Origin of the sequence: Cronobacter turicensis, from assembly GCF_041222865.1 — a bacterium.
In the GTDB taxonomy this organism is placed as follows: domain Bacteria; phylum Pseudomonadota; class Gammaproteobacteria; order Enterobacterales; family Enterobacteriaceae; genus Cronobacter; species Cronobacter turicensis.
This window is the reverse complement of the sequence record NZ_CP165997.1, coordinates 2524784-2548825: the sequence shown is the minus strand read 5'-3', so window position 1 is coordinate 2548825 and position 24042 is coordinate 2524784. Positions and strand designations below refer to the sequence as shown.

The following is a 24042-nucleotide window of genomic DNA, read 5'->3' as shown; positions in this document are numbered from 1 at the left end:
GATGTCATTTACTGAATACAGTGCGACGAAACTCTTCAACAGCAGCAGCGACAGGCGGCCAGATTGAAACTTCACTGCCATTAACATCAAAGACTTTACCGTGGTTCTTTTCGGCGATGTTTTTCATCTGTACGAAATTAATGTCGAAGTTGTCTTCGCCAACCTCTTGTTTAAGTTGTGCTTCAGATACTTTGCGATCCGTCTCATCGGAAAGTTTAAGGAATGCTTTCAGGATTCTGGTGTTCATTTGTTCAGGACGCTTAGCCCAGAGCTTAAGACGACGTGCAACTTTGAAGGCTTCCTGCAGTTCGTCCTGCACGGGAGTGGTGCCTTTAGCAAACATTCTTTCTAACTCCTCAAGCGAGACTAAAGCTTTAACAATGTTTCTGTGCGCTTCCGGTAATTCCCGGCCAGAGGAAACGTGGAATGCTGCTGCCTCAAGAAAATTTTTAGCCTCTGTGATTTTTTCGGTAATGTGCATTTTAGTTAAATCTCACTCAATATTGATTAATTTAGTTAAATTAGTCTTTTTTAGTGTTTTTGGCAAGGGGGAATTATGCGCATGAAACTGGTTTTGCCATTCCCTCCCAGTGTTAACAGTTACTGGCGCGCCCCGACTAAGGGGCCGCTAAAAGGCCGTCACCTTGTCAGCGCCGACGGGCGCAAATATCAGAGCAATGCCGCAGCGGCAGTTGTTGAGCAACTGCGGCGCATACCCAAGCCTGTCACCAGCCTGCTGGCGGTGGAGGTGGTGCTTTATCCGCCTGACCGGAAACGCCGCGATCTGGATAACTATCTGAAGGCACTTTTCGATGCGCTGACGCTGGCCCATGTCTGGGAGGACGACAGCCAGGTGAAAAAGATGCTGGTGGAATGGGGCCCGGTAACCAGCAAAGGGAAGGTGGAAATAACGATCAGTAACTTTGTGGCGGGTGCAGCCGCCTGAGAGATGGAGAAACGTATGAACCAGATAAACCCGATTTCATTTTGCCCCAGGCATCATGCGGCGCTGGCAGGTCAGGAGATTTTTATGTCCAGCCGGGAAATAGCCTCGCTTGTAGGTTCACGTCATACCGACGTGTGCACCGCCATTGAGCGGTTAATAAAGAAGAGCGTCATTGATGGGTATACGGCATTGCCGTACACCCATCCGCAGAACAGGCAGGAATACCATCACTACCTGGTTAACAAGCGTGACAGCTATGTCATCGTGGCGCAGCTATGCCCGGAGTTTACCGCGCGTCTGGTTGATCGCTGGCAGGAACTGGAAAGCGGGCAGCAGATGAGCGTGCCGCGGTCGCTACCGGAGGCACTGCGCCTTGCTGCGGATCTGGCCGAGCAAAAGGAAAGACTTACACAGGAACTTGCCGCCGCGGCGCCAAAGGTGGAGTTTGTGGATCGCTACTGCTCCGCCAGCGGTTCGCTCTCATTCCGTCAGGTGGCAAAGCTGTTAAAAGCCAAAGAGACGGATTTCCGCCTGTTCCTGATCGACAACGAGATTATGTACCGCCTCGGCGGGGTGCTGACGCCGCGCCACCAGCATATTGATGCCGGACGGTTCGAGGTGAAAACGGGTACCTCCACAACATCCAACCACGCGTTCAGCCAGGCGCGTTTCACAGCGAAGGGTGTTAAGTGGATAGGTGGGCTGTGGGCTGAGCATGTAGCGAAGGGGAACGCAGCGTGAGAGCTCTGTTAACACCGGAAATAGCGCGCGTGCTGGTGGAGGTGCAGCCAGAAAGCATGGCACGGTTCCCGAGCGGCGTGGTGCCGCCGGCGCACCAGCCTCTGGCTGATGACGAAGGACTGCAGGTCTTCTTTACTGATGAGAGGGTGATCCGGGCTGTTGGCGGCATCAATGGGCTGGAGCACTGGCTGATGAAGCAGCAGGGCGGCTGCCAGTGGCCGCACAGTAAGTACCATCACCATGAGCTGACCACGATGCGGCATGAGCCCGGCGCGCTGCGTCTGTGCTGGCACTGTGATAATCAGCTGGCCGAACATTTTACTGAGCGTCTGTCAGCAATTGCCCGTTCCAATGTGATAGCCTGGATTATCAGCGTCGCGCGCGGTGCCCTTGCCTTTGACGATACCCACGAGCTGACTCTGCCGGAATTATGCTGGTGGGCTGTCAGGATGGATATCACTGATGCGCTGCCGGACAGTGTGGCGCGCCGCGCGCTGCGCCTTCCGCCTTTGCCAGTGCAGGGCGTGTCGCGTGAAAGCGATATTGTTCCGGGACCGTCGGCGGCGGAAATAGTACAGACGAAAGCACAGCGTGCTGGTGCCGTGAAGACGTTAATGAACTGCGACAAGCCGCAGGAACAACAGCCGCGGGTGGTTGCGCTGACGATCGACCCTGAGTCACCTGAAAGTTATATGCTGCGGCCAAAGCGCCGCCGCTGGGAAAACGAGAAATACACCCGCTGGGTTAAGCAGCAGTCTTGCGCATGCTGCAACCAGCGAGCAGACGATCCCCACCACCTGATCGGCCACGGGCAGGGCGGGATGGGTACTAAAGCCCATGACCTTTTCGTATTGCCTTTGTGCAGAAGGCATCACGACGAGCTCCATCGGGACACCGTGGCATTCGAAGAAAAATATGGCTCACAGCTTGAGCTTATTTTTCGTTTTTTAGACAGGGCGCTGGCAATCGGCGTTCTGGCGTAGTGGAGTGGAGACCACCGCATGAACTTAGATGGCATCATTAAATTTTTCGCCCCGAAAGGGATGCATATTTCCGACAGCCCGTGCGCTACAGCAAGCGAGCAGTTAGCTGTTACTGATGTTATGGCCGCGCTGGGTATGACTCAGGCAGAAGCGGGGATTGGCCTGGCTATGTTCCTGGGTAAAGCTGGCGTAAGCATACAGGATAAAGAGGCCGCTATCCGCTGGCTGGCAGAATATGCGAAAGAACGCGTGCCGCTGGCTATCCGCCGCGCTGCCGGGAAGAAACTTCCTCTCTGTATGTTGCAGCTGGCTAAATACGCTTATAACGATTACGCCTCTTCAGCCGCCGACAGTGTCGATTGTTCGAAATGCACAGGGAAGGGGCTGATCACCACCACCAGCAAAATAACGAAAAGTCACTACACGATGCGGCTGCCGGACTGGGTGAAAAAGTCTGGACAGTCCCCTTCCGATTTTGAGCGCTTCCGGCAGGTGGATGACGTGAATCACTGCCTGTGCCCAAAATGTGGCGGCAAAGGAAAAATCAGTAAGCGCTGTCAGTGCGGTGGTACAGGTAAGACACTGGACCGCAAGGCCACTGAGTTCCAAGGTGTGCCGGTTTACAAAGAGTGCGCTCGCTGTGAAGGGCGTGGCTATAGCAGGCCAAGATCGTCGGTAGCCTATCGCGGTGTTCTCGCGCTGTTACCAGGACTTCCCGAACGGACCTGGCGTTACAGCTGGAAGCCGTTCTATGAAAGTCTTGTAACGCGATGCTTTCAGGAAGAAAGCTATTCAGATGCACAGTTACGGCGTGTAACCGGAATGCAAAGTTCGAGTAATATCGCATAATTTAGCAACACAATGCTTGCATTCTTGCCGTTTTTGTGTAATTTTGATGTTAACGATGGGCATTGTATGTTCATAGTTAATAAACCCGCCAGCGAGCGGGTTTTACTTTTTGCAGCTTCAAGCTATGGCCATGCATTATTTACGCTAATGGATTTTTAATAACCTCTACTCAGCGGTGTTTTCTGCTGGTATGCTTCCCAAAAAGGAGGCTATATGTCGTGGTTAGGTATTCCATATCCATTATCTGAAACAACATTTCTTGATAGCGGTATCTTAAGTGTAAGCAAAGTTCCAGAGATTTCTGTGAATACAGGATTTGGCTGGGATAATGTTGTCGGTACTATATTAGCCGCTTTTGTTGGGGCATTAATTCCTGCATTAATTGCTTTTTACAGCATACGAAAGAACGATATTTATTCAGAAAAATTAAGACTGCAGCAAAAGGAAGATTTAGAAGCAACTATCAATACTCAACTAAAAGTCTCCACACTATCTTTCAATGCACAGGTGCTTTCAAATAACCGTCAGGGATGGATTAATAATGTACGAGATTTAACATCTGACTTTATTTCCCTTTGCGAAGATTTCATAAGTACAAGATACTTTTATTATAAGGCTTTTAGAAGGTTAGACCGCTTTAGCGCACAGGATGAAGCGACGCGTATGTACAGAGATCGGACATACGAAATCAAAAGGGAAATAATAAAAGTTAAAACCAATATTGAGTTGATGTTAAATCCTAATGAACTTACATCAAGAGCAATTTTTGTTGCGATGAATAGAATCGTTAACGTAATTAATGAGGATGACTTTAAGCATACCCTTTTCAGGAAGCATGGCGAATCTTGGAAGATATACGATAAAACTAAATTGGCTTATATAAAAACCATGAAGCGCTGCTTGAAAACTGAATGGAAAAGAGTGAAGAATGGAGAATGATTTTTTCTAGGGGTTTTTAATTAATATTCATTCTTTGATTTTGCTTAATTATTGAGCCTCCTTATGGAGGCTTTTTTATTCCCCTCATCTGAGAGGATCCACAGCAATGACGAGGGGGCTAAATGTCCGAACCTGTATCCGGGTCTGTTGCAGCTGCGAGTGCGTTAACTGGTGCCAGCCTGTACGGGCTGCTGACCGGCACTGATTATGGTGTCGTATTCGGCGCGTTCGCTGGTGCCGTCTTCTACGTGGCCACAGCAGCAGACCTGACTATTTTTCGCCGCTCTGCATACTTCATCGTTTCCTACTTTGCCGGGGTGTACGGTTCAGGGCTGGTTGGTTCCATGCTCGCAAGCGTAACCCAGTACAACGATAAGCCACTTGATGCGCTTGGCGCGGTGCTCCTTTCTGCTCTGGCTATCAAGACGCTCACCTTTTTCAGTGAGCAGGATCCGCTGTCGCTGTTGCAGAGGTGGAGAGGAGGAACCAATGGTAATAAGTGATCCTCTGGTGCTGACCAACGTTGTGACGTGTACCGCGATTGTTCTGCGCTTGATGATGTTCCATAAGCCGGATGGCAAACATAACTGGTGGGCATCGTGGCTGGCATACCTGATTATCCTGGCGTATGCCTCTGTGCCGTTTCGCTACGCCTTCGACTTTTACGTCCACACACACTGGGCGTCGGTCATCATCAACTTAATCATCTGCGCCGCCGTGTTCCGTGCCCGGGGCAACGTGGCGCGCCTTTTTCAGGTACTGAGGCCCGAATGAACCAACAACAATTTCAGCAGGCGGCTGGTTTAAGCGCCAGCTTAGCTGCGCGCTGGTTCCCGCACATTGATGCGGCGATGCGCGAGTACGGCATCACTGCACCGTGCGATCAGGCGATGTTTATCGCGCAGGTCAGTCATGAAAGCACCGGCTTTACCAGGCTGGTGGAGAGCTTCAATTACAGCATCGCGGGGCTGAACGGTTTTATCCGGGCTGGCCGGTTAACTCAGGATCAGGCCAACATGCTGGGCCGCCGCACGTATGAAAAGGTGCTGCCTCTTGAGCGTCAGCGCGCGATAGCCAATCTGGTTTATAGCAACCGCCTCGGTAATAACGCCTCGGGTGATGGCTGGAAATATCGCGGACGCGGCTTAATCCAGATTACCGGGCTCGAGAATTACCGCGACTGCGGTGCCGTGCTGAAACTCGACCTTGTGAGCACGCCGGAACTGCTTTCCGAAGACGCCACCGCAGCGCGCTCTGCGGCATGGTTCTATGCCAGCAAAGGCTGTCTGAAATATCCGGGCGATTTGCTGCGCGTCACGCAGATCATTAACGGTGGGCAGAACGGGATGGAAGACAGACAGTCCCGCTATGCGGCAGCGCGCCGGGTGCTCTGATGGCTGCGCTATGGGGCTTTTCCCGGGCATGGTGGAAGCCGTTACTCTTCCTGACTGCTGTTGGATTCGCACTTTATTACCGGGCGTCGCTCACCAAAGCCGAGGCATCTTTAACCAAAGTTAATCATGAATTAAAACTGGCTAAAGATGACATTGAGATTATGCAGCGCCGTCAGCACGACGTGGCTGCGCTCGATGACAAATACACGAAGGAGTTGGCTGATGCCCAAGAAAATATTGCTCAGCTTGAGCACGATGTTGCTGCTGGTCGTAAGCGGTTGCAGCTCAACGCCACCTGTCCCGCGAACGGAGCGCCCGGCACCACCCGCGTGGATGATGGCACCGGCCCCCGACTTACTCACACCGCTGAACGGGATTATTTCACCCTCAGAAAGCGAATCGAAACCGTCACCAAACAATTGACAGGCTTACAAGGCTACGTGAACTCACAGTGTTTAAAATGAAGAAAAGTAATTTGCGACAAAAGTCGATAGTTGGTTCTTCGCTGTTGCGCAAGTTTGACGGGTTTCGCCACTTTGAATTTGAACTGCGTAACTTAATGTTTTAAAAGATATTTAAAATGTGGAAAAGCCTATTTCAGCCTGAAACAATGCACCTTTTATGTTTGAGAGGAGTGCTTTATGACAAGCCGCAGAATCCCATTTGTAACAAATGCGTCACGAGATTACATTTTGTTGACTCAGGCCTTAGATATCTTTGAGCCAGCTATCTTTGGTGGAAAGAATAAATCTGAGAGAGCTTTGAAGCTTGCACAAGTTCAGTATGGGGAAGGCCCATGCATAATGGATGATATCGTATCAGACAAAAATATATTTCGGTGCCGAAGCAAGCGGGTCGTTAAGTCATTTCTTGATGATAATGACTTAAAAAACGGCGATTTTATAGTGATTAAAAAAGTAGCACCTTACACCTATAAAATCCTGAAAGGATGACTTAAAGGAAATCTTTCTGAATTTAAAAATTTGATGTTTGGGCATTATTTTGTGGGGCGTATGCCATTACGAGTTAGGTAAAACGTAATGGCAACCTTTTTTAAAATGCTGTGGGGGATAGACTGAAATCACCGGCACTAGAAAAACTTGCTCGATAAACTTGGGTTGAGCCTGCGGTTATTGTTATAGATTGCTCGCTTAAACCTCCAGTACATGCACCTTTAGGATCGGCGCTCACGATGTGACTGCCTGGCAGTAAGTAGGCTGTAATCTTTTCTTCTGACTCAAGCTTGGCTAAGGGAGTACCATCTATAAAAACATGTACAGTGCAAATACTGCCCATCTTTCCAGAATCTCTTTTAATGATGACAGTGCCACTTTCGGAAGCTGCTGTAGAGTATTTACTGGTTAATACCTGGCTACCTTTAACTTCTTTCGCCATGTTGGTAGGGACAGGTGTGTTTGAACAAGCAGTAAGTGCCAGTGCTACCAGTGTAATGCTGGTGAATTTCATGTGACTCCCTAGGACTTTGTGTCGAACCCGTTAACGTATCGAAAACAATGTTACCTCTAAGTCCGTGGTTCGTCATGTTTGCTATGCCGTGAGTGGCATTACTCGCTGTTGGTTTTATATGAGGGAAAAAGCCGGATAGCAACAAGTTGCCTGGCTATCTCAGGCATCAATATGCAGGAGGCGATAATGTGGGCGTATTGTGCATTAGGCGCTGTCTGCTAAGGCATTACAGCAGGCATTCACTGAGTGCCTGTGATAATGCAATGGAATATACTCACCAAAAAAGGTGAGGATGGTATGGACGAAAAAGTTATAGCTTTAACTATGCTACAAGCGGCGAAAGACTCCGCAGAATGGGCGTATTGGTCCATGATTGGGACATGCTTTTCTGGAATGGCAACTTTCTTCGCTGTTATCACTTCTCTTTACATCGCATTAAGAGACCGCAAGGCTTTTATTGGTGGGAAAGTTAGAACGGCATACATTATTACTGAAGACGACGATAGGAGGATAGTAGGCGTAACGGTAGTTAATCGATCAATGCATGCAATCAGAATCAGAGCGATCTTATGGGATGTTGGCGGCGGAAATGAACTGCAACAATTCTTTAGAAACGCAGAATCAGATCCGCTCCCTATTAGATTGGAGAATGGAGATGAAGCTAACTATCGTATCATGCTTGATGACGATGATTCATGGTTCCGAAGAATGGCAGTGCGTCTGAAAAAAGTTGATTCACACCCTAAAAAACTCCGTTGCATTATTGCACTTTCAACTGGAGAGAAGCTTCGATTAAAAGTAGATAAAAGAATAAAAGAAAAAATTCTTCAATATATGTGAATAACCTGTTTTGACAGGGTCGCTCAAGTAACTTTCCTGGTGCGTTTCGCCTGCGCATTAAAATACTTTTTCAGTCGTGAGCCACTGGCATTCGCTGGTGGCTTTTTTATTGGAGCTTCCAGTATGCCATCCGTCATCCCTCGAGCTTGCCGCAAGCGCGGATGCCCCGGTACTACAACAGACCGTTCGGGTTACTGCGAGGCTCACCGTAATGAAGGCTGGCAGCAACACCAGCGAGGGCTGAGCCGCCACCAACGCGGTTACGGTAGTAAATGGGACGTCATCCGTGCCCGCATCCTTAAACGTGACAGGCACATCTGCCAAGAATGTCTGCGCAATGGCAGGCCGCGCCCGGCTGAAACCGTCGACCATATCATCCCGAAAGCTCATGGCGGCACAGACAACGACAGCAACCTTCAGGCGCTGTGCTGGCCATGCCATAAACGTAAAACCGGCAGAGAAAATACCAAAATTTGATAGTTTTCTTTTTTTAGTAATTGAACAACGATTCTCGTTCATTTACTAAAACAGGAGAAAAGCATGTCTTTGCAAAGAGGTGAAGCCGCAGCCTTTATGACTCAGATGGTTAACAACACGGCCAGTTACGTCACATTAATCGCCGCCATGACATTCATTGTTATTTTGGCAGATAAGAAAGGCTATCCCGGTGTTGGGGTTCCCATGGCTATTATTTATGGACTTTGCGCAATGGCTCTTCTTGGATATTGGATTAAAAATGTCATAGAAGAATGTAGGAAGTTTAGGATTGATAAGAAAGGCTTTTGGGCTGGCTTACATGTGTCCATCATTGCTTTGGTCACAGTATTAAGTTGTTCTGGCGCAGTTATTATTGCCATCTTTACACTTACTGAGACCTTATAAGCCTAATGAGGGCGGGTCGAAAGTTCAGGGCCCTGCCTGCTAAGTACCGCCGCCTAACCCTTTTTCACACCGCCGCAGGTTAGAAAACTTTTTATGGGGTCCCCCACTCGATGATTAATAGGAGTTTTCGATTATGTCCGGACCACCGAAAACCCCGACCCATCTGCGTTTGGTGAGGGGTAACCCATCAAAACGCCCGATTAATAAAGACGAGCCACAACCCCCTGCAGGGGTACCCCCAACTCCAAAGCATTTCGACAAACAGGCGAAGTACTGGTTTAAGCGAATGGCCGAAGAACTGGATGCCGTTGGCGTCATTTCTCAGCTGGACGCCCGCGCGCTCGAATTGCTGGTTGAGGCTTATACCGAGTACCGCCACCACTGCGATACGCTGGACATCGAGGGGTATACATACCGCACTGAAACGCAGACGGGGGATGTACTGATTAAGGCGCATCCGGCAGCAATGATGAAGGCAGATGCCTGGAAGCGGCTGCGCGCCATGCTGGCTGAGTTCGGGATGACGCCAGCCAGTCGGTCAAAGGTCAGCGCCAAGACGCCGGACGCGGTTGATCCGCTGGCTGAGTTTATGAAAGCGAGGGATTAATGGCTAAGGTTGCCGATGGTATTCGCTACGCCGAGCGCGTCGTGGCGGGGGAGATTATTGCCTGTGAATATGTCCGGCTGGCCTGCCAGCGTTTTCTGGACGATCTGCAAAACGGCGAGGCGCGGAGTATTTTCTTCAGCGAGCCCCGCGCCCAGCACATCCTGAATTTTTATAAGTTCATCCCGCATGTGAAAGGCGCTCAGGCCGGGCAGCCGATCGCCCTGATGGACTGGCATGTTTTCATCCTTATCAATATTTACGGTTTCGTTATTCCGCTGGTTGATGAGGAAACCGGCGGGGTGGTGCTGCGGAATGATGGCAGCGGCCGCCCGGTAATGGTGCGGCGGTTCCGTACTGCTTACAACGAGGTGGCCCGTAAGAACGCCAAATCCACGCTTTCTTCCGGTGTTGGCCTGTACATGACGGGCGCGGATGGCGAGGGTGGGGCCGAGGTCTACTCTGCGGCCACAACCCGCGACCAGGCGCGCATCGTTTTCGAAGATGCCAAAAATATGGTGAAAAAAGCGAAATCGACGCTTGGGCGCCTGTTCGAGTTCAACAAGCTGGCTATTTATCAGGAGCAAAGCGCCTCTAAATTTGAGCCGCTTTCTAGTGACGCTAACAACCTGGATGGCCTGAATATCCACTGCGGCATTGTTGACGAGCTGCACGCCCATAAAACCCGTGACGTATGGGACGTTCTGGAAACGGCGACCGGCGCGCGCCTGCAGTCCCTGCTGTTTGGTATCACCACCGCGGGCTTTAACAAAGAAGGCATCTGCTACGAGCTTCGCGATTACGCCATTAAGGTGCTGCGCGGTTTTAACAGTGAGGTGGAAGGTGCCGTTAAGGACGATACCTTTTTCGCCATCATCTACACGCTGGACGACGGCGACGATCCGTTCGACGAAGCGGTCTGGCAAAAGGCAAATCCCGGACTGGGGATCTGCAAGCGCTGGGACGATTTACGCCGCCTTGCGAAGAAAGCCAAAGAGCAGGTATCAGCGCGCGTTAATTTCTTCACTAAACATATGAATATCTGGGTGACGGCGGAGTCCTCCTGGATGGACATGCTGAAGTGGGATAAATGCGAATTCATCGCACCGGCACATGAGCTGAAAACTTATCCCCTTTGGGTTGGTGTCGATCTGGCGAACAAAATTGATATCTGCGCCGCGGTAAAAGCCTGGCGATCGCCTGACGGGCATGTTCACGCCGACTTTAAATTCTGGCTGCCCGAGGGGCGGCTGGAAAAATGCTCGAGGCAGATGGCCGAGCTCTACCGGAAGTGGGCTGAGCTCGACAAACTTATCCTGACGGATGGCGACGTTATCGATCATGCGCAGATAAAAGAAGAGCTACAGCAGTGGGTCAGCGGGGAAAGTCTGAAAGAAATAGGCTTCGATCCGTGGAGCGCGACGCAGTTCAGTCTGGCGCTTGCTGAAGAGGGTTTACCCCTTGTGGAAGTGCCGCAAACGGTGCGCAATTTCTCTGAAGCCATGAAAGAGGTTGAGGCGCTGGTGTACGGCGGCAGGTTCCACCACAGCAATCACCCCGTGATGAACTGGATGATGTCTAACGTCACGGTGAAGCCAGATCGTAACGACAACATCTTTCCCAACAAATCGACACCCGAGGCCAAGATTGATGGTCCGGCTGCGCTGTTCACCGCGATGAGTCGCTTGCTCGTTAACGGTGGTAATGACCAGCAGGACCTGAGCGGCTTCTTTGATAATCCCATCATGGTAGGTTTCTGATGAAGAAAAATAAGCAGCCAGGCAGGGTGAAAAGCGCCTTGCTTAACTGGCTGGGCGTCCCCATCAGCCTGACCAACGGGACGTTCTGGCAGGAATGGTACGGTACGAGCAGCAGCGGGAAGGTAGTCACTGCGAATAAGGCTATCCAGCTGTCAGCGGTCTGGGCCTGTGTCCGGTTGCTGAGCGAGTCAATCTCCACGCTACCGCTGAAGATTTACGAGCGGCAGCCTGATGGATCGCGCAGGCTGGCGCAACAGAATCAGGTATACCAGGTACTGTGTCGCCGGCCGAATCTGGAGATGACGCCATCGCGGTTTATGCTGATGCTGGTGGCGAGTATCTGTCTTCGTGGTAACGCCTTCGTGGAAAAGTTGTTTATCGGCAACAAACTGGTCTCGCTGGTGCCGCTGCTTCCCCAGAACATGGTGGTTAAACGCCTCGATACCGGCCGGCTTGAGTACACCTACACCGAGAACGGTACGGCGCGTGTCATTGCGGAAAAGAACCTGATGCACATTCGCGGCTTCGGTCTTGACGGGGTCTGCGGCATGATGCCGCTGAGTTCCGGACGCGATGTGATCGGGGCTGCAATGGCGGTCGAGGAGTCGGCGGCCAAAATATTTGAGAACGGCCTGCAGAGTTCGGGTTTTCTCTCAGCAGATATGCCGCTGGATAAAGAGCAACGAGAACGGCTGCGCAGCTACATGGCACAGTTCACCAGTTCAAAGAATGCCGGGAAAATTATGGTGCTTGAAGGCGGTCTGAAATATCAGAACGTCACGATGAATCCGGAAGCGGCCCAGATGCTGGAGACGCGCTCTTTTGGCATTGAGGAAATCTGTCGCTGGTTCCGCGTGCCGCCGTTTATGGTCGGGCATACCTCTAAGCAGAGCAGCTGGGCATCAAGCCTGGAGGGAATGAACCTGCAGTTTCTGACCCATACGCTGCGCCCTTTGCTGGTCAATATTGAGCAGGAGATTTCCCGCTGCCTGCTGAACGGTGAAGAGGACATCTTTGCCGAGTTTTCTGTCGAGGGGCTGCTTCGTGCCGACAGCGCAGGACGCGCTGCCTACTATACCAGCGCGCTGCAGAACGGCTGGATGTCACGTAACGATGTGCGCCGGCTGGAAAATCTGCCTCCCATTGAGGGTGGTGATATTTACACGGTACAGCTGAACCTAACGCCGCTGGAGGACCTCAAAAAGAACAGCCCGGTAGCGCAGGCCGCCGCGCTTCGTCAGCTTCACAGTCACGTTTTCCCCGACATTCCCTTCGAACAGTCCCCGCTGAAACAGGCGGCTTAGGAGCATCCATGACCATTAAAAGCCTTCCGGCGGCGCCGGAGGGGCGACCTTTTGCGCGCGAAAAACCAGACCTTCCCGCTGCGGCAATGGAGCGCTGGAACGGGAGCATCCGTGCGGCGCGCGACGGCGATAACTGTATCTCGATTTTTGACGTGATAGGCGCAGATTACTGGGGCGAGGGCGTCACCGCGAGCCGTATCGCTGGTGCGCTTCGTTCGCTTAATGGCGCAGACGTTACGGTCAACATCAACAGCCCCGGCGGCGACATGTTCGAAGGGCTGGCGATTTATAACCTGCTTCGCGAGTACGACGGCAAAGTCACCGTGAAAGTGCTGGGGCTGGCGGCCTCTGCGGCGTCGATTATCGCAATGGCAGGCGATGAAGTGCAGATAGGCCGCGGCGCGTTCCTCATGATCCACAACTGCTGGGTCTGTGCGATGGGCAACCGTCACGACCTGGCGCAGATTGCCACTGACATGGCGCCGTTTGATAAAGCCATGAGCGGTATCTACCAGGCGCGCAGCGGCCTCGACGCCTCCACCGTCGACAAAATGATGGACAGTGAAACGTATATTGGCGGCAGCGAAGCTGTAGAAAAGGGCTTTGCTGACAGCCTGCTGTCTGCTGACGAAATCGCCGACGACGAGGAAAGCCCAGCCGCCGCGCTGCGCAAGCTTGATGCGTTACTGGCGAAAGCAAACACGCCACGGTCTGAACGCCGAAAACTGCTTAAAGCCTTATCGGGCAGCACGCCGGGCGCTGCTGCCATCCCTGACGGTACGCCAGGCGCTGCCACCATCGAAAAAGAAACCATTGACCGTCTGGAAGCCGCCATTAGCGGACTGAAAGCGGCTGCCCAGTAAATATGGAGAAGTTATGTCTGAAGTAAACGAGATCCTGAAAAAAGTCAGCGCCAGCATTGAAGAGGCCACCGGCAAATTCAACGCCAAAGCAGAAGAGGCGCTGAAAGAAGCCCAGAAAACCGGCAAGTTGTCGGCAGAAACTAAAGAAACCGTCGACAAAATGGCGTCAGAGTTTAACGCACTGAAAGAGGCGGAAAAAACACTCAAGGCCGCGCTCGGCGAGCTGGAACAACAGGTGGCACAAATGCCCCTGGCGAATGCAGCAAAAGTGGTTGAAACCGTCGGCCAGACCGTTATCAGCAGCGAAGCGCTTAAAGCTTTCGCCGCCAGCGTGGAGGGCGGCAAGCGCGTGAGCGTGCCGGTAAATGCAGCGCTGATTTCTACTGACGTGGCAACTGGTGTGGTGGAGCCGCAGCGTCTGCCTGGTATCGACACCGCGCCGAAGCAGCGCCTGTTCATCCGCGACTTGATCGCTCCGGGCCGCACCGCTGCGCCGGCAATCTTCTGGGTACAGCAGACGGGCTTTACCAATGCGGCAAAAGTGGTACCGGAAGGCACCACCAAGCCGTACAGCGATATCCAGTTCGCCACCCAGATCACGCCGGTGACCACAATTGCGCACATGTTCAAAGCGTCCAAGCAGATCCTGGATGACTTCGCGCAGCTGCAGTCCACGATTGATGCGGAAATGCGATATGGCCTGAAGTATGTCGAAGAACAGGAAATCCTGTTTGGCGACGGCACCGGTGCACATCTGAAAGGCATTGTGCCGCAGGCGTCCGCTTTCAGCGCCGCGTTTGAAGTCGAGAAACAGAACGGGATTGACGTGCTACGACTGGCGATGCTGCAGGCACAGCTGGCGCGCTTCCCGGCGTCCGGCCATGTTCTGCACTTCATCGACTGGGCGAAGATTGAACTTACCAAAGACAGTCTGGGCCGCTACATCCTGGCGAATCCGGCGGCGCTGAGCGGGCCGACCCTCTGGGGCCTGCCGGTGGTGGCGACCGAAACGGCAGCGTTCCAGGGCAAGTTCCTGACCGGCGCGTTCAACGCGGCGGCGCAGCTCTTCGACCGGGAAGACGCCAACGTGGTGATCTCCACCGAGAACGCTGATGACTTCGAGAAAAACATGATCTCGATTCGTTGTGAAGAGCGCCTGGCGCTGGCGGTGAAACGCCCGGAGGCGTTCATCTATGGTGCGTTTACTGCGCCTGTCGCCGGTGGCGGTGCTTAACCCTTAGCAGCGGCTCCCGGGCCGCTTTTCTTTTCCCTGAAGGAGAGCGTCATGAAGCTGATCGCTATCAAGCCCATTTACTTTGAAGGCAACGTGCTGACTGAAGGTGCCGAATTCGAAACGCTCGATCAGCACGGTCGCGAGCTTGTTAAGCGCGGTTACGCAGAAGAGCCCGGCCAGAAAAAGGCAGATTCCGGAAAAGCCCCTGATCCGAAAGGAAAGGGCAAAGCCAAATAGGGGGCGCAAATGCTGACCAAAGAGCAGGTTAAGCATCATTGCAACATCGAGCAGGATTTCACTGAAGATGATGCATGGATAGAAATCAGCATAAAAGCCGCGGCGCGGTATGTGGAAAGGTGGACCCGTCGCCGGCTTTATGATTCTGCGGATGACACTGCTTATCTGGCCGATCCTGACCGGCTGCTCTATGACGCCGATATCGAAATGGCCATGCTGATGCTTATCGGGCACTGGTACTCAAACCGGGAAGCCGTCAACGTGGGTAACGTTACGTCTGCGCTGGCCTTCTCCACCGAAGCACTTCTTCAACCTTACCGGGTGTATGGCATATGAAAGCGGGGAGACTACGGCACAGGGTAAGCCTGCAAAAACCAGCGACCGGGCGGCTACCGTCCGGGCAACCGGCGACAGGATGGGTTGAAGTTGCTTCGGTACGCGCAGAGGTCGCGGATGTATCGGGACGGGAGATGATGGATGGTGGCGCAGAGCTGAGCAGCACCACTACCCGAATCTGGATGCGGCGGTATCCGGGTATTACGGTAACGACAGGCTGGCGCGCCGTTCACCTGCCGCCTACCGGCAACGGTGAAATATACGATATCAGTTCGGCTATCTCTGCGGAGAACGGCACCAGACTTGAACTGCTCTGCGAGAAGGGGGTTAAACAGTGATTTCAACGAGTCTTGATTTCTCAGGCCTGGCCGGCATTGCAAAGGATCTGGAAACGCTCAGCAGGGCAGAAAATAACAAGGTATTACGTGACGCAACCCGAGCGGGTGCCGAAGTTCTGAAGGATGAGGTCGAAAAAAGGGCCCCCGTCAAAACCGGCAAGCTGAAGAAAAATATTGTGGTCGTGACGAAGAAAGCGCGTCGCCGCGGCGAAATTTCATCAGGGGTACATATCCGCGGCGTCAATCCGGTTACAGGTAACAGTGACAGCACCATGAAGGTCAGCAATCCGCGTAACGCATTTTACTGGCGCTTCGTTGAGCTTGGCACATCAGCTATGCCGGCGCACCCTTTTGTGCGTCCGGCCTTCGATACCCGCCAGGAAGAGGCCACACAGGTGGCGCTGCGGCGGATGAATCAGGCGATCGATGAGGTGCTGGCGAAATGACGGAGGCTGATATCTATACGCGACTCAGTGCACTGGCAGGCTGCAATGTTTTCCCGTATGTCGCTCCCCAGGGCACAGCAGCGCCGTGGGTGGTTTTTCTTCTGCCCTCGTCTGCCAGTGAGGATGTTTTATACGGACCGGCAGAAACCGCCTGCACGGTTCAAGTGGATGCCTGGGCCAGCTCGATTGACGACGCCCGCGCGCTGCGCGAGCAAGTTAAATCTGCTCTCGCTGATCTGCATCCAGTTGGTCTGAACGAGATTAATGGTTACGAGCCTGATACAGCGCTATACCGCGCCACGCTGGAAGTTCAGATCTGGCAATAATCTACTCTGCCGCCTCCGGGCGGCTTTTTTATATCCGGAGCTCTCTATGTCCTCAAAGTACGAAAAAACGCAGGGAACGAAAATTAACGTTTCCGCCGATCCGGCAACGGTGCCTAATCCCACCGGTGCGACCTGGCAGTCCATTAACTGTTCGACCAAAGAACTCAGCTATACCGGCGGGCAGAAATCGGATATCGACACCACCACCCTTTGCTCCACCGAGCAGGAGATGACGAATGGCCTGGCTGCGCCCGGGGAAATGACGGTTTCCGGTAACTGGTCAGCCGATGAAGAAGGTCAGAACACGCTTCGCACCGCTTACGATACCGATGCACTGCATGCGTTTCAGGTGATTTTCCCCTCCGGTAATGGCTATGCGTTCCTTGCAGAAGTACGCCAGAACAGCTGGAGCCTGGGCACGGCCGGGGTGGTGACGGCGTCGTTTACGCTTCGCATCAAAGGAAAACCCGTCCCGATCGTACCGGCCCCGGCGGCAGGTTAATCACAGCGGCGAAAGCCGCTTTTTTAGTGCTAAAACGAGAGTCATGAAATGGAAAAGCAGGTTTCACAGAGTTCACTTCGCGCGCTTGCGCTGGCACCGATGGCGGGCTTCCGTACCAAAGTCGTGACGGTACCTGAATGGGAAAACGCCACGGTAAAACTGCGTGAGCCTTCCGCTCAGGCCTGGCTTGAATGGCAGCAGGTGCTTAACCCTAAGCAGACAGATGGCGAAACGGATGAATTGACGGCTGCAGAGCGCGCGCTGCGTAACAAGAGCGCTGACGTCGTGTTGTTTATTGATGTACTTCTTGAAGAAGATGGCACGCAGGTCTTTTCTGAAGAAGACAAGCCGCAGGTGGAGCTGTTTTATGGCCCGGTGCACGCCCGTCTTCTTAAGCAGGCGCTCGATCTGACTACCTCGGCCGCCGAAGTGGAAAAGCCGTAAGCCAGCCCGGCACCTTCTTCCTGATGGCGCTGGCGTTGCGTCTGGGGCGTACGCTTCATGAACTGAAGCAGACAATGACGGCCAGCGAGTTGCGTATGTGGATCGAATTTGACCGCCTCAACCCCATCAGCGACCGGCGCGGCGATATCCAGGCTGCGCAGGTTTCCGCCGCGGTACTCAATTCGCAGGGTGCAAAGTTAAGCATTGATGATGTGATCCTGCAGTGGAACGCCCCGGAACAGGAAGAGAGCAGCGCCGGGCTGGAAGGCTTCTTTGCAGCACTTGCACAATGAATTCGTCACTTACATTTATATGGGCTTCATAAAGGCACACTAAAAAGATGGCAGGTAGAAACTGATTCTTTAACCCTGCAAAAGAGTAAGGTAGAAAGCAAATATTGATGTTAGGATGTTTCTGATTGCAATTTGAGGAAACATAAAATGAAAAAATTATTAGTTTTGGGGATTGGCGTAGTAATGCTTACCGGATGCGCAACCAAGCAGTATCCACAAGCTTCATCAGTCACGGGTGAAGAGGCCAGTACATTCGACTGTAAAGCGCTTAATCAAGAGATCGCCAAGGCACATAGCGTACAGCAAGACATTGAGAGCACTGGCCAGTTTGATGGACGTACTGTGCTTGGTTTCCTTGGTGACTTCGGTATCGGAAATGGTATGGCTAAAAATGAGGCTCGTAAAAAAGTTCAGGACCGTCTGAATCAGCTCGAGTCACTTAAAGCAGTGAAATGCACACAGCAATAATTAAGTGCGTAATTTAATTCACCTGATATAGGTGAAATTCGCAAATATAAACCCGCTTCGGCGGGTTTTTTTATGAGACAAATATGGCTACTCTGCGTGAATTAATAATCAAAATATCCGCAAATTCTCAGTCATTTCAGTCTGAGATTTCCCGCGCCGCCCGGATGGGCTCTGATTATTACAAAACGATGGAGCAGGGGGGCCGCCGTGCAGCCGTTGCTACCCGGGAAACGCAGCGTTCTTTGGCCGAGCTCAATGCACAGCTTGCTTCGGTTCGCTCATCTGCTGCGGGTATGGCTGGCGCGTTTGCCGGAGCGTTTGCTACCGGGCAGCTTATTCATTATGCCGATACCTGGAACCAACTGAATGGTCGTCTGCGCCTCGCTTCCTCTTCGGCACACGACTTTACCGCGGCGCAACAGTCGCTGATGTCTATCAGTCAGCGGACCGGAACCTCGTTTGAGGCAAACGCCAACCTCTACAGCAGAATCGCTCAGTCCCTGCGTGACGCTGGCTATGCATCTGCGGACGTGGCAAACGTCACCGAAACCGTGGCGACCTCTCTCAAGTTATCCGGCGCCAGCACGGAAGAAGCCAGTTCTGTCATTACGCAGCTCAGTCAGGCGCTCGGTTCGGGCGTCCTGCGTGGTGAAGAGTTTAATGCCATCATGGAAAGCGGAGGCCGTCTCGCCAAATTTCTTGCTGACGGGCTTCACACCACGATCGGCGGGCTTCGTAACATGGCAAATAATGGTGAGTTGACCACCGATAAAATCGTGCCGCTGCTGACCAATGTTGCGCAGCTTCGTAAAGAATTTGACACCCTTCCGGCCAGTATCAGCGGATCGGCACAGAAAGTAGAGAATGCTTTTATGGCCTGGGTAGGTGGAGCTAACCAGGCCGTGGGAGCCTCCTCCACGCTTTCGGGCGTACTGGATGGCCTGGCCGGAAACATTGATACCGTTGCAAACGTTGCAGGCGCGCTGGTTGGGCTGGGGGTGGCACGATACTTCGGCAATATGACCGCCAGCGTCACAACAGCCACCGCCTCTGTCGTGGCGAACACGACGGCAGAGGTGGGGCTTGCTGAAGCGCAGCTGCGAGGTGCCCAAATCAGTGTGGCAACGGCAAGGCAGGCTTTTTACCGCGCGCAACAGGCTCGTGCCGCCGCGGCAGGTATCGAGGCGCAAATCACAGCGGAGCGTCAGTTAACCGTGGCACAGGCACAACTGAATACAGCTATCAACGCTCGCGCTGCTGCTGCCGGTCGGTTGACTGAAACAGCGTCTGTGATGTCCCGCCTGGGTGGTGGCGTACTGAGCCTGTTAGGCGGCTGGCCGGGCGTCATCCTGGCATCTGGTGCAGCGATGTATGGCCTGTACCAGCATACCGAGCAGGTTCATAAAGAAGCTGTAGGCTTTGCCAGTAACCTGGATGAGATCAACACCCGTCTTAAGGATATGTCATCCCTCGGCCTGCGATCCGCAGCGGCGGATGCTCGCTCATCAGTGGATGCGCAAAAAAAAGATATTTCCGATCTCGACAGCCAGATAGCGCGTGTCAAAGTCAGCCTGGCGGGGCTCGCACAAATTCAGCATGACTATAACCAAAACCCAACCATGACGTGGATTAACACGTTTATGGATCAGGCCGATATCACCGAGAAGAATATTTCTCTGACGGATCAGCTGAACAAACTGGAGTATCAGCGAGAGCAGGCTGTTTCAAAACTTCAGCAGACTCAAAGACTGTTTAACGACGCCAGCGAACAGGCCACACAGAAAGCCATTCAGGAGGCCGGAGCAATTGCCACCCTGAAAGGGGCTTACGATCTTTTGAACCGAAGTATGAGTGTTACGCCGGCAAACCGGCCAGCGTCTTATACCGGTCCGGTGATATCCACTTCGAACGTGACGCCGCAGCAGGCAACGGCACTGGAAAAAGCCCGTCGCGATAATGAACTGGCGAGCCTGTCCGGTTTGCAGAAACTTCATCAGCAGCATGTCTATGAAGCGCAGGATCTGAAACTATCCGGTGCGCTGTATACCCAGTACATTTACAACAAAGATCAGGCCGCCCGGAAAGATGAGGCGCTGGCCCAGGCGAAAAAGGATGAGACGGCTGCAACCCACGCCCAGAATAAAGCGTCACGCCAGGCGGCGCAGACCGCTGAGCAGTACAGCCGAAAAATCACCGATCTGAGTGTCGCTGTTGAAGTTCAGAAGGTGCGCGCCACGCAGGGAGAAAAAGCGGCTGAGCTTTACGCTGCGTCTCATGAAAATGGCCTTAAGTGGAGCGAAGAGGAACGCAAATCCATTGAGGCTGGCGCCGTGGCGCTGGCGCAGTGGACACAGAAAGCCGATGAGGCTGTCCGAAAACAGCATGAAATGGCTGATGCGCTGAAAGATCTGAAGGATGCGGGGCGCCGTTATCAGGATGAAGCTGACCTAACCTCCGCCACGTCTGGGATGGGGAACCGTCAGCGTGAGCAGTACCGCGAGCGGCAGGAAGTGGAGCGCGTTTTTGATAAAACCGATAAGGGGGCTGAGGCCATTGCTGCGCGCCAGGCTGCACTGGATGCGCTTGATAAAAAATATCAGCAGGCGAAGGCCAGCGAACTGGACTGGCGCGCGGGCGTAAGCGCGGGGCTTGCTGACTGGATGGATAACGTCAGCAACATTGCCGGCACGGTATCTCAGGGCATCACTTCCACGATGGACAGCGCGCTTGATAACGTCTCTGCAATGCTGGTGGGTAACAAGGCCAGCTGGAAAGACTGGGGGTTATCCGTTTTGCAGATCATCTCAAAGATTGCGCTCCAGATGGCCGTGGTTAACGCGATGGGAGGCGGCTCGTCTGGTAGCGGCCTTTTCGGCTCGCTCCTCGGGGGAATTGCGGGCGGTGTCGCCGGAAGCGCATCCGGCGGCGCCAGTGCAGGCACCGCCATCCAGAACTACGGCGCGTCTTTCCAGTTTAACGCGAAGGGTGGGGTTTATTCGTCAGCCGATCTGAGCAGCTACAGCGGCAGTATCGTTGACACTCCCACCTTTTTTGCGTTTGCGAAAGGGGCCGGCGTAATGGGCGAGGCCGGGCCGGAAGCCATTATGCCGCTCACCCGCGACGCTACAGGCAGGCTTGGTGTAAAAGCGCTGGGCAGTGGCACGCAGGGCGGCGCGGGTGTCAGTGTCAGCATCGGGACCATAAATTTCTCCGGCGGCACAGGCGCTGCACAGGGCAATGCTAACGCCGCCGGCGCGGTGGCTAACCAGCTCACCGGGGCCATTCTCGATACCATCAATTCGCAGCTTCGCAAGCCCGGCACCCCCTTGTGGAACGCCACGCAGGGCAAGCGCTAAAAATCAATTTACCACCCGCTACGGCGGGTTTTTTTATGGGTGAAACATGGCAACCGAAACCTTTACCTGGTGCCCGCGCATTAATGCCGGGGGCGAGGTGACTCACCGCGTCCGCCGCGCGCAGTTCGGCGACGGGTATGCCCAGGCGTCGGGAGACGGCATCAACGCCCACGGTCAGAAATGGGATCTGGAATTCGTCGGGGATGAAAGCTACATCACCGCGATTATGGACTTCCTGGACAGACATGGCGGCAGCCGTTCATTCATCTGGCAGGCACCTCTGAAAGGTGCGGGGCTTTACCGCTGTGACGCCTACCGCCCGTCGGCGCCGGGCGGTGGCATTTTCTCTCTCACCGCAACCTTCACACAGGCATTCGCTCCGTAGGTACTTATGGCAATCAGTAATGACGTTCAGAAGCTTGAGCCCGGCGACAGTGTCCGCCTGGTGACCGTCGACGGCTCGGCGTTCGGCGCGGGCGTGCTGCGCTTTCACGCCTGCACCATTCCCCACACGCCGGAAGAAATCGCGGCGAGCGGCGGCGATACCCCGAAGCTTGCCGCTAAATCCATCTGGTTTGATGACGAGGAATACGGTGCCTGGCCGTTTGAAATTACCGGGCTGGCGTCGTCGAGTGACGGCCAGAGCGCGGAGCCGGTGCTGCGTGTCGCTAACCTTGATGGTGTGGTGACCGCGCTCTGCCTGCGCTTTGATGACATGGTACAGGCAAAGGTTACTGTTCTGGATACGTTCGGCCAGTATCTCGATGCGCGCACGTTTCCCGACGGCAACCCGTCTGCCGATCCGGGGCAGTATTTCCGCCAGGTGTTTTACATCGACAGCAAGGCGGCTGAAGACAATGAAGTGGTGGAGTTCCGCCTCTCCAGCCCGATGGACCTGCAGGGACTGCTGATCCCGACGCGGCAAATCACGGCGGTCTGCACCTGGGCCTGCCGCAACAAATACCGCAGCGGTGACGGCTGTACCTACAACGGCCCGCGCATGTTTGATCTGAAAGGTAACCCGGTGACCGACCCTGCACAGGATAAATGCTCGGGCCTGCTGACCGACTGTAAAAAACGCTTTGGCCCGGATGCCCGGCTCGATTTCGGCGGCTTTCCGGGGGCCAGCCTGATCCGGAGGTAACCATGCGCGATAAAACCATTGCCGATATCCTGGCCCATGCTGAGGCGGAATACCCGCGCGAGTGCTGCGGCCTGGTGGCGCAGAAAAGCCGCGTCGAGCGGTATTTCCCGTGCCGAAACATCACCGGCGTGCCGGAGGAGCAGTTTGAGCTGTCGCCGGAGGATTACGCGGCGGCGGAAGACTGGGGCACCGTCACCGCCATTGTGCATTCCCACCCGGGCGACGGCGTGACCACCCAGCCGAGCGAGCTCGACCAGCTGCAGTGCGACGCCCACGGCATCCCCTGGGTAATCGTCTCGTGGCCGGAAGGCGACCTGCGCACCATCGCGCCCCGCGGCGAAAGGCCGCTGGAAGGGCGCGCCTTTGAACTGGGTTATGCGGACTGCTGGTCGCTGGTGATGGACTGGCACCGCCGGCAGGGCGTGACGCTTCGTAACTACAGCGTGGATTACCCGTGGTGGGAGCGGGGCGAAAATTTCTATATGGATAACTGGTATGCCGAGGGATTTCGCGAGGTCACAGAGCCTCGGCCCGGCGACATGGTGCTGATGCAGGTGTCCGCGCCGGTGGTGAATCACGCCGGTATTCTGCTGGAGGGTAACCAGCTGCTGCATCACCTCTACGGCCAGCTCTCCTGCACCACGCCGTATGGGGGCTACCTGCGCGAGCGCACCATCAAAATTGTCAGACACAAGGATCTGCCATGAACCAACTGAAAACGGTGCGGCTTTACGGCGCGCTGGGTGCGCGGTTCGGTCGCGAGCACCGGCTGGTGATAGCCAGCCCGGCGGAAGCCTGCCGCGCGCTGTCAGTCATTATCCCCGGCTTTGAGCAGTACATGCAGACGGCGCACCTGCGCGGCCTGCGCTTTGCCGTGTTCAAGGGGAAAAAGAACATCGGCCAGGATGAGCTGAAGCACAACAGCGGCGAAGTGGATATCCGCATTGCGCCGGTGATTGCTGGCAGCAAGCGGGCGGGCGTGCTGCAGACCATACTGGGCGCGGTGCTGGTGGTGGTCGGTGCCATTGGCATGACCATCGGCCAGGCATGGGGCGGGGCGACGTGGGGCCCGTATGCCTTACAGGCCGGGATCGGCTTAATGGCTGGCGGCGTGGTGCAGATGCTGTCACCCCAGCCCGGCGGGCTGGCATCGCGTCAGGACCCCGATAACGCGCCGAGCTATGCATTCGGCGGGCCCGTGAATACCACGGCAATGGGTAACCCCGTCGGGCTCCTGTATGGCGAGCGCGAAATCGGCGGTGCGATTGTTTCCGCCGGCATCTACACCAACGACCAGTGAGAACCGGTCTGATAACAGCGCCTGCGGGCGCTTTTTTTATGGGCGC

34 protein-coding genes are annotated in these 24042 nt (G+C 54.1%); 32 read left to right on the top strand and 2 right to left on the bottom strand.

All coding sequences use genetic code 11. From position 1 onward, the window contains the following. Positions 1-4 precede the first annotated feature (4 nt). A complete protein-coding gene (locus AB8W27_RS12170) occupies positions 5-481 on the bottom strand; it encodes a hypothetical protein (RefSeq protein WP_282914009.1) in 477 nt (158 codons plus the stop codon). A gap of 81 nt (positions 482-562) precedes the next feature. Here AB8W27_RS12170 and AB8W27_RS12165 point away from each other — a divergent pair, with 81 nt between their 5' ends. From AB8W27_RS12165 to AB8W27_RS12120, 10 genes are all read left to right on the top strand, one after another. Next, the gene (locus AB8W27_RS12165; protein ID WP_041924146.1) at positions 563-946 is read left to right on the top strand and encodes a RusA family crossover junction endodeoxyribonuclease; all 384 of its coding nucleotides are present in this window, start codon (positions 563-565) and stop codon (positions 944-946) included. A 15-nt stretch (positions 947-961) separates the two neighbouring features. Further along, the gene (locus tag AB8W27_RS12160) at positions 962-1687 is read left to right on the top strand and encodes a phage regulatory protein/antirepressor Ant (protein ID WP_015740900.1); all 726 of its coding nucleotides are present in this window, start codon (positions 962-964) and stop codon (positions 1685-1687) included. Further along, on the top strand, positions 1684-2670 hold the full coding sequence (locus AB8W27_RS12155; RefSeq protein ID WP_041923453.1) for a DUF968 domain-containing protein: 987 nt from the start codon (positions 1684-1686) through the stop codon (positions 2668-2670). The genes AB8W27_RS12160 and AB8W27_RS12155 overlap by 4 nt, the downstream gene beginning before the upstream one ends. 18 nt (positions 2671-2688) lie before the next feature. Continuing rightward, complete coding sequence (locus tag AB8W27_RS12150; protein WP_015740902.1) at positions 2689-3519, top strand: antitermination protein; 831 nt, start codon at positions 2689-2691, stop codon at positions 3517-3519. Positions 3520-3732: 213 nt separating this feature from the next. Next, entirely contained in the window at positions 3733-4458 is a 726-nt protein-coding gene (locus tag AB8W27_RS12145) for a hypothetical protein (protein WP_015740904.1), read from the top strand. 122 nt (positions 4459-4580) lie between these two features. Beyond that, positions 4581-4961 (top strand): phage holin family protein, encoded by a 381-nt coding sequence (locus AB8W27_RS12140; RefSeq protein WP_015740905.1) that lies wholly within the window; start codon positions 4581-4583, stop codon positions 4959-4961. Continuing rightward, the gene (locus AB8W27_RS12135) at positions 4948-5232 is read left to right on the top strand and encodes a phage holin family protein (RefSeq protein WP_015740906.1); all 285 of its coding nucleotides are present in this window, start codon (positions 4948-4950) and stop codon (positions 5230-5232) included. The genes AB8W27_RS12140 and AB8W27_RS12135 overlap by 14 nt, the downstream gene beginning before the upstream one ends. Then, positions 5229-5852, top strand: a complete 624-nt coding sequence (locus AB8W27_RS12130; RefSeq protein ID WP_041923454.1) for a glycoside hydrolase family 19 protein — start codon at positions 5229-5231, stop codon at positions 5850-5852. Before AB8W27_RS12135 ends, AB8W27_RS12130 begins: the two co-directional genes overlap by 4 nt. Continuing rightward, positions 5852-6316 carry a lysis protein gene (locus AB8W27_RS12125; RefSeq protein ID WP_015740908.1) on the top strand — a complete coding sequence of 155 codons (465 nt, stop codon included), beginning with the start codon at positions 5852-5854 and terminating at the stop codon, positions 6314-6316. The genes AB8W27_RS12130 and AB8W27_RS12125 overlap by 1 nt, the downstream gene beginning before the upstream one ends. A gap of 177 nt (positions 6317-6493) precedes the next feature. Further along, positions 6494-6805: a hypothetical protein gene (locus AB8W27_RS12120; protein WP_015740910.1), complete on the top strand. Its 312-nt coding sequence runs from the start codon at positions 6494-6496 to the stop codon at positions 6803-6805. A gap of 100 nt (positions 6806-6905) precedes the next feature. On the opposite strand, the gene AB8W27_RS12115 is transcribed toward AB8W27_RS12120, so the two are convergent. Next, on the bottom strand, positions 6906-7319 hold the full coding sequence (locus AB8W27_RS12115) for a hypothetical protein (RefSeq protein WP_071820289.1): 414 nt from the start codon (positions 7317-7319) through the stop codon (positions 6906-6908). 297 nt (positions 7320-7616) lie between these two features. Here AB8W27_RS12115 and AB8W27_RS12110 point away from each other — a divergent pair, with 297 nt between their 5' ends. The 22 genes from AB8W27_RS12110 (at position 7617) to AB8W27_RS12005 (ending at position 23996) form a co-directional block, all read left to right on the top strand. After that, positions 7617-8159, top strand: coding sequence for a hypothetical protein (locus tag AB8W27_RS12110; protein WP_049787172.1), 543 nt, complete (start codon positions 7617-7619; stop codon positions 8157-8159). 123 nt (positions 8160-8282) lie between these two features. Then, entirely contained in the window at positions 8283-8636 is a 354-nt protein-coding gene (locus AB8W27_RS12105) for an HNH endonuclease (RefSeq protein WP_041923455.1), read from the top strand. A gap of 63 nt (positions 8637-8699) precedes the next feature. After that, positions 8700-9041 carry a hypothetical protein gene (locus AB8W27_RS12100; protein ID WP_015740913.1) on the top strand — a complete coding sequence of 114 codons (342 nt, stop codon included), beginning with the start codon at positions 8700-8702 and terminating at the stop codon, positions 9039-9041. A 133-nt stretch (positions 9042-9174) separates the two neighbouring features. Next, positions 9175-9648, top strand: coding sequence for a phage terminase small subunit P27 family (locus AB8W27_RS12095; protein ID WP_015740914.1), 474 nt, complete (start codon positions 9175-9177; stop codon positions 9646-9648). Continuing rightward, positions 9648-11405: a terminase large subunit gene (locus AB8W27_RS12090; protein WP_015740915.1), complete on the top strand. Its 1758-nt coding sequence runs from the start codon at positions 9648-9650 to the stop codon at positions 11403-11405. Before AB8W27_RS12095 ends, AB8W27_RS12090 begins: the two co-directional genes overlap by 1 nt. Further along, positions 11405-12709: a phage portal protein gene (locus AB8W27_RS12085; protein ID WP_015740916.1), complete on the top strand. Its 1305-nt coding sequence runs from the start codon at positions 11405-11407 to the stop codon at positions 12707-12709. Before AB8W27_RS12090 ends, AB8W27_RS12085 begins: the two co-directional genes overlap by 1 nt. Positions 12710-12717: 8 nt before the next feature. After that, positions 12718-13572 carry a head maturation protease, ClpP-related gene (locus AB8W27_RS12080; RefSeq protein ID WP_015740917.1) on the top strand — a complete coding sequence of 285 codons (855 nt, stop codon included), beginning with the start codon at positions 12718-12720 and terminating at the stop codon, positions 13570-13572. A gap of 13 nt (positions 13573-13585) precedes the next feature. Continuing rightward, complete coding sequence (locus AB8W27_RS12075; protein ID WP_015740918.1) at positions 13586-14806, top strand: phage major capsid protein; 1221 nt, start codon at positions 13586-13588, stop codon at positions 14804-14806. A gap of 51 nt (positions 14807-14857) precedes the next feature. Next, positions 14858-15043: a hypothetical protein gene (locus tag AB8W27_RS12070; RefSeq protein ID WP_015740919.1), complete on the top strand. Its 186-nt coding sequence runs from the start codon at positions 14858-14860 to the stop codon at positions 15041-15043. A 9-nt stretch (positions 15044-15052) separates the two neighbouring features. Then, complete coding sequence (locus AB8W27_RS12065) at positions 15053-15379, top strand: head-tail connector protein (protein ID WP_015740920.1); 327 nt, start codon at positions 15053-15055, stop codon at positions 15377-15379. Then, positions 15376-15717 carry a phage head closure protein gene (locus AB8W27_RS12060; protein WP_015740921.1) on the top strand — a complete coding sequence of 114 codons (342 nt, stop codon included), beginning with the start codon at positions 15376-15378 and terminating at the stop codon, positions 15715-15717. Before AB8W27_RS12065 ends, AB8W27_RS12060 begins: the two co-directional genes overlap by 4 nt. Further along, positions 15714-16163, top strand: a complete 450-nt coding sequence (locus AB8W27_RS12055) for an HK97-gp10 family putative phage morphogenesis protein (RefSeq protein WP_015740922.1) — start codon at positions 15714-15716, stop codon at positions 16161-16163. The genes AB8W27_RS12060 and AB8W27_RS12055 overlap by 4 nt, the downstream gene beginning before the upstream one ends. Then, the gene (locus AB8W27_RS12050) at positions 16160-16489 is read left to right on the top strand and encodes a DUF3168 domain-containing protein (protein WP_015740923.1); all 330 of its coding nucleotides are present in this window, start codon (positions 16160-16162) and stop codon (positions 16487-16489) included. The genes AB8W27_RS12055 and AB8W27_RS12050 overlap by 4 nt, the downstream gene beginning before the upstream one ends. A 46-nt stretch (positions 16490-16535) precedes the next feature. After that, a complete protein-coding gene (locus tag AB8W27_RS12045) occupies positions 16536-16991 on the top strand; it encodes a phage tail tube protein (RefSeq protein ID WP_007760125.1) in 456 nt (151 codons plus the stop codon). 48 nt (positions 16992-17039) lie between these two features. Further along, the gene (locus AB8W27_RS12040; protein WP_015740924.1) at positions 17040-17435 is read left to right on the top strand and encodes a phage tail assembly chaperone; all 396 of its coding nucleotides are present in this window, start codon (positions 17040-17042) and stop codon (positions 17433-17435) included. A gap of 23 nt (positions 17436-17458) precedes the next feature. Next, on the top strand, positions 17459-17728 hold the full coding sequence (locus AB8W27_RS12035; RefSeq protein WP_007760133.1) for a DUF4035 domain-containing protein: 270 nt from the start codon (positions 17459-17461) through the stop codon (positions 17726-17728). Between the two features lie 147 nt (positions 17729-17875). Beyond that, positions 17876-18196: a hypothetical protein gene (locus tag AB8W27_RS12030; protein ID WP_015740926.1), complete on the top strand. Its 321-nt coding sequence runs from the start codon at positions 17876-17878 to the stop codon at positions 18194-18196. An 83-nt stretch (positions 18197-18279) separates the two neighbouring features. After that, on the top strand, positions 18280-21552 hold the full coding sequence (locus AB8W27_RS12025) for a phage tail tape measure protein (protein ID WP_015740927.1): 3273 nt from the start codon (positions 18280-18282) through the stop codon (positions 21550-21552). A 46-nt stretch (positions 21553-21598) separates the two neighbouring features. Next, positions 21599-21937, top strand: a complete 339-nt coding sequence (locus tag AB8W27_RS12020; RefSeq protein ID WP_015740928.1) for a phage tail protein — start codon at positions 21599-21601, stop codon at positions 21935-21937. Positions 21938-21943: 6 nt separating this feature from the next. Then, positions 21944-22696 carry a phage minor tail protein L gene (locus AB8W27_RS12015; protein ID WP_015740929.1) on the top strand — a complete coding sequence of 251 codons (753 nt, stop codon included), beginning with the start codon at positions 21944-21946 and terminating at the stop codon, positions 22694-22696. A 2-nt stretch (positions 22697-22698) separates the two neighbouring features. After that, complete coding sequence (locus AB8W27_RS12010; RefSeq protein ID WP_015740930.1) at positions 22699-23403, top strand: C40 family peptidase; 705 nt, start codon at positions 22699-22701, stop codon at positions 23401-23403. Next, positions 23400-23996 carry a tail assembly protein gene (locus AB8W27_RS12005; RefSeq protein WP_015740931.1) on the top strand — a complete coding sequence of 199 codons (597 nt, stop codon included), beginning with the start codon at positions 23400-23402 and terminating at the stop codon, positions 23994-23996. Before AB8W27_RS12010 ends, AB8W27_RS12005 begins: the two co-directional genes overlap by 4 nt. Positions 23997-24042 lie beyond the last annotated feature (46 nt).

What these genes read in the sequence shown, in the direction of transcription:
- AB8W27_RS12015 (WP_015740929.1), top strand. Translation starts at nt 21,944, where the DNA reads ATGGCAATCAGTAATGACGTTCAGAAGCTTGAGCCCGGCGACAGTGTC.
- AB8W27_RS12120 (WP_015740910.1), top strand. Translation starts at nt 6,494, where the DNA reads ATGACAAGCCGCAGAATCCCATTTGTAACAAATGCGTCACGAGATTAC.
- AB8W27_RS12100 (WP_015740913.1), top strand. Translation starts at nt 8,700, where the DNA reads ATGTCTTTGCAAAGAGGTGAAGCCGCAGCCTTTATGACTCAGATGGTT.
- AB8W27_RS12150 (WP_015740902.1), top strand. Translation starts at nt 2,689, where the DNA reads ATGAACTTAGATGGCATCATTAAATTTTTCGCCCCGAAAGGGATGCAT.
- AB8W27_RS12065 (WP_015740920.1), top strand. Translation starts at nt 15,053, where the DNA reads ATGCTGACCAAAGAGCAGGTTAAGCATCATTGCAACATCGAGCAGGAT.
- AB8W27_RS12070 (WP_015740919.1), top strand. Translation starts at nt 14,858, where the DNA reads ATGAAGCTGATCGCTATCAAGCCCATTTACTTTGAAGGCAACGTGCTG.
- AB8W27_RS12020 (WP_015740928.1), top strand. Translation starts at nt 21,599, where the DNA reads ATGGCAACCGAAACCTTTACCTGGTGCCCGCGCATTAATGCCGGGGGC.
- AB8W27_RS12060 (WP_015740921.1), top strand. Translation starts at nt 15,376, where the DNA reads ATGAAAGCGGGGAGACTACGGCACAGGGTAAGCCTGCAAAAACCAGCG.
- AB8W27_RS12080 (WP_015740917.1), top strand. Translation starts at nt 12,718, where the DNA reads ATGACCATTAAAAGCCTTCCGGCGGCGCCGGAGGGGCGACCTTTTGCG.
- AB8W27_RS12125 (WP_015740908.1), top strand. Translation starts at nt 5,852, where the DNA reads ATGGCTGCGCTATGGGGCTTTTCCCGGGCATGGTGGAAGCCGTTACTC.
- AB8W27_RS12050 (WP_015740923.1), top strand. Translation starts at nt 16,160, where the DNA reads ATGACGGAGGCTGATATCTATACGCGACTCAGTGCACTGGCAGGCTGC.
- AB8W27_RS12025 (WP_015740927.1), top strand. Translation starts at nt 18,280, where the DNA reads ATGGCTACTCTGCGTGAATTAATAATCAAAATATCCGCAAATTCTCAG.
- AB8W27_RS12005 (WP_015740931.1), top strand. Translation starts at nt 23,400, where the DNA reads ATGAACCAACTGAAAACGGTGCGGCTTTACGGCGCGCTGGGTGCGCGG.
- AB8W27_RS12140 (WP_015740905.1), top strand. Translation starts at nt 4,581, where the DNA reads ATGTCCGAACCTGTATCCGGGTCTGTTGCAGCTGCGAGTGCGTTAACT.
- AB8W27_RS12090 (WP_015740915.1), top strand. Translation starts at nt 9,648, where the DNA reads ATGGCTAAGGTTGCCGATGGTATTCGCTACGCCGAGCGCGTCGTGGCG.
- AB8W27_RS12170 (WP_282914009.1), bottom strand. Translation starts at nt 481, where the DNA reads ATGCACATTACCGAAAAAATCACAGAGGCTAAAAATTTTCTTGAGGCA.
- AB8W27_RS12145 (WP_015740904.1), top strand. Translation starts at nt 3,733, where the DNA reads ATGTCGTGGTTAGGTATTCCATATCCATTATCTGAAACAACATTTCTT.
- AB8W27_RS12075 (WP_015740918.1), top strand. Translation starts at nt 13,586, where the DNA reads ATGTCTGAAGTAAACGAGATCCTGAAAAAAGTCAGCGCCAGCATTGAA.
- AB8W27_RS12035 (WP_007760133.1), top strand. Translation starts at nt 17,459, where the DNA reads ATGGCGCTGGCGTTGCGTCTGGGGCGTACGCTTCATGAACTGAAGCAG.
- AB8W27_RS12135 (WP_015740906.1), top strand. Translation starts at nt 4,948, where the DNA reads ATGGTAATAAGTGATCCTCTGGTGCTGACCAACGTTGTGACGTGTACC.
- AB8W27_RS12105 (WP_041923455.1), top strand. Translation starts at nt 8,283, where the DNA reads ATGCCATCCGTCATCCCTCGAGCTTGCCGCAAGCGCGGATGCCCCGGT.
- AB8W27_RS12115 (WP_071820289.1), bottom strand. Translation starts at nt 7,319, where the DNA reads ATGAAATTCACCAGCATTACACTGGTAGCACTGGCACTTACTGCTTGT.
- AB8W27_RS12095 (WP_015740914.1), top strand. Translation starts at nt 9,175, where the DNA reads ATGTCCGGACCACCGAAAACCCCGACCCATCTGCGTTTGGTGAGGGGT.
- AB8W27_RS12130 (WP_041923454.1), top strand. Translation starts at nt 5,229, where the DNA reads ATGAACCAACAACAATTTCAGCAGGCGGCTGGTTTAAGCGCCAGCTTA.
- AB8W27_RS12165 (WP_041924146.1), top strand. Translation starts at nt 563, where the DNA reads ATGAAACTGGTTTTGCCATTCCCTCCCAGTGTTAACAGTTACTGGCGC.
- AB8W27_RS12010 (WP_015740930.1), top strand. Translation starts at nt 22,699, where the DNA reads ATGCGCGATAAAACCATTGCCGATATCCTGGCCCATGCTGAGGCGGAA.
- AB8W27_RS12040 (WP_015740924.1), top strand. Translation starts at nt 17,040, where the DNA reads ATGGAAAAGCAGGTTTCACAGAGTTCACTTCGCGCGCTTGCGCTGGCA.
- AB8W27_RS12160 (WP_015740900.1), top strand. Translation starts at nt 962, where the DNA reads ATGAACCAGATAAACCCGATTTCATTTTGCCCCAGGCATCATGCGGCG.
- AB8W27_RS12085 (WP_015740916.1), top strand. Translation starts at nt 11,405, where the DNA reads ATGAAGAAAAATAAGCAGCCAGGCAGGGTGAAAAGCGCCTTGCTTAAC.
- AB8W27_RS12110 (WP_049787172.1), top strand. Translation starts at nt 7,617, where the DNA reads ATGGACGAAAAAGTTATAGCTTTAACTATGCTACAAGCGGCGAAAGAC.
- AB8W27_RS12045 (WP_007760125.1), top strand. Translation starts at nt 16,536, where the DNA reads ATGTCCTCAAAGTACGAAAAAACGCAGGGAACGAAAATTAACGTTTCC.
- AB8W27_RS12030 (WP_015740926.1), top strand. Translation starts at nt 17,876, where the DNA reads ATGAAAAAATTATTAGTTTTGGGGATTGGCGTAGTAATGCTTACCGGA.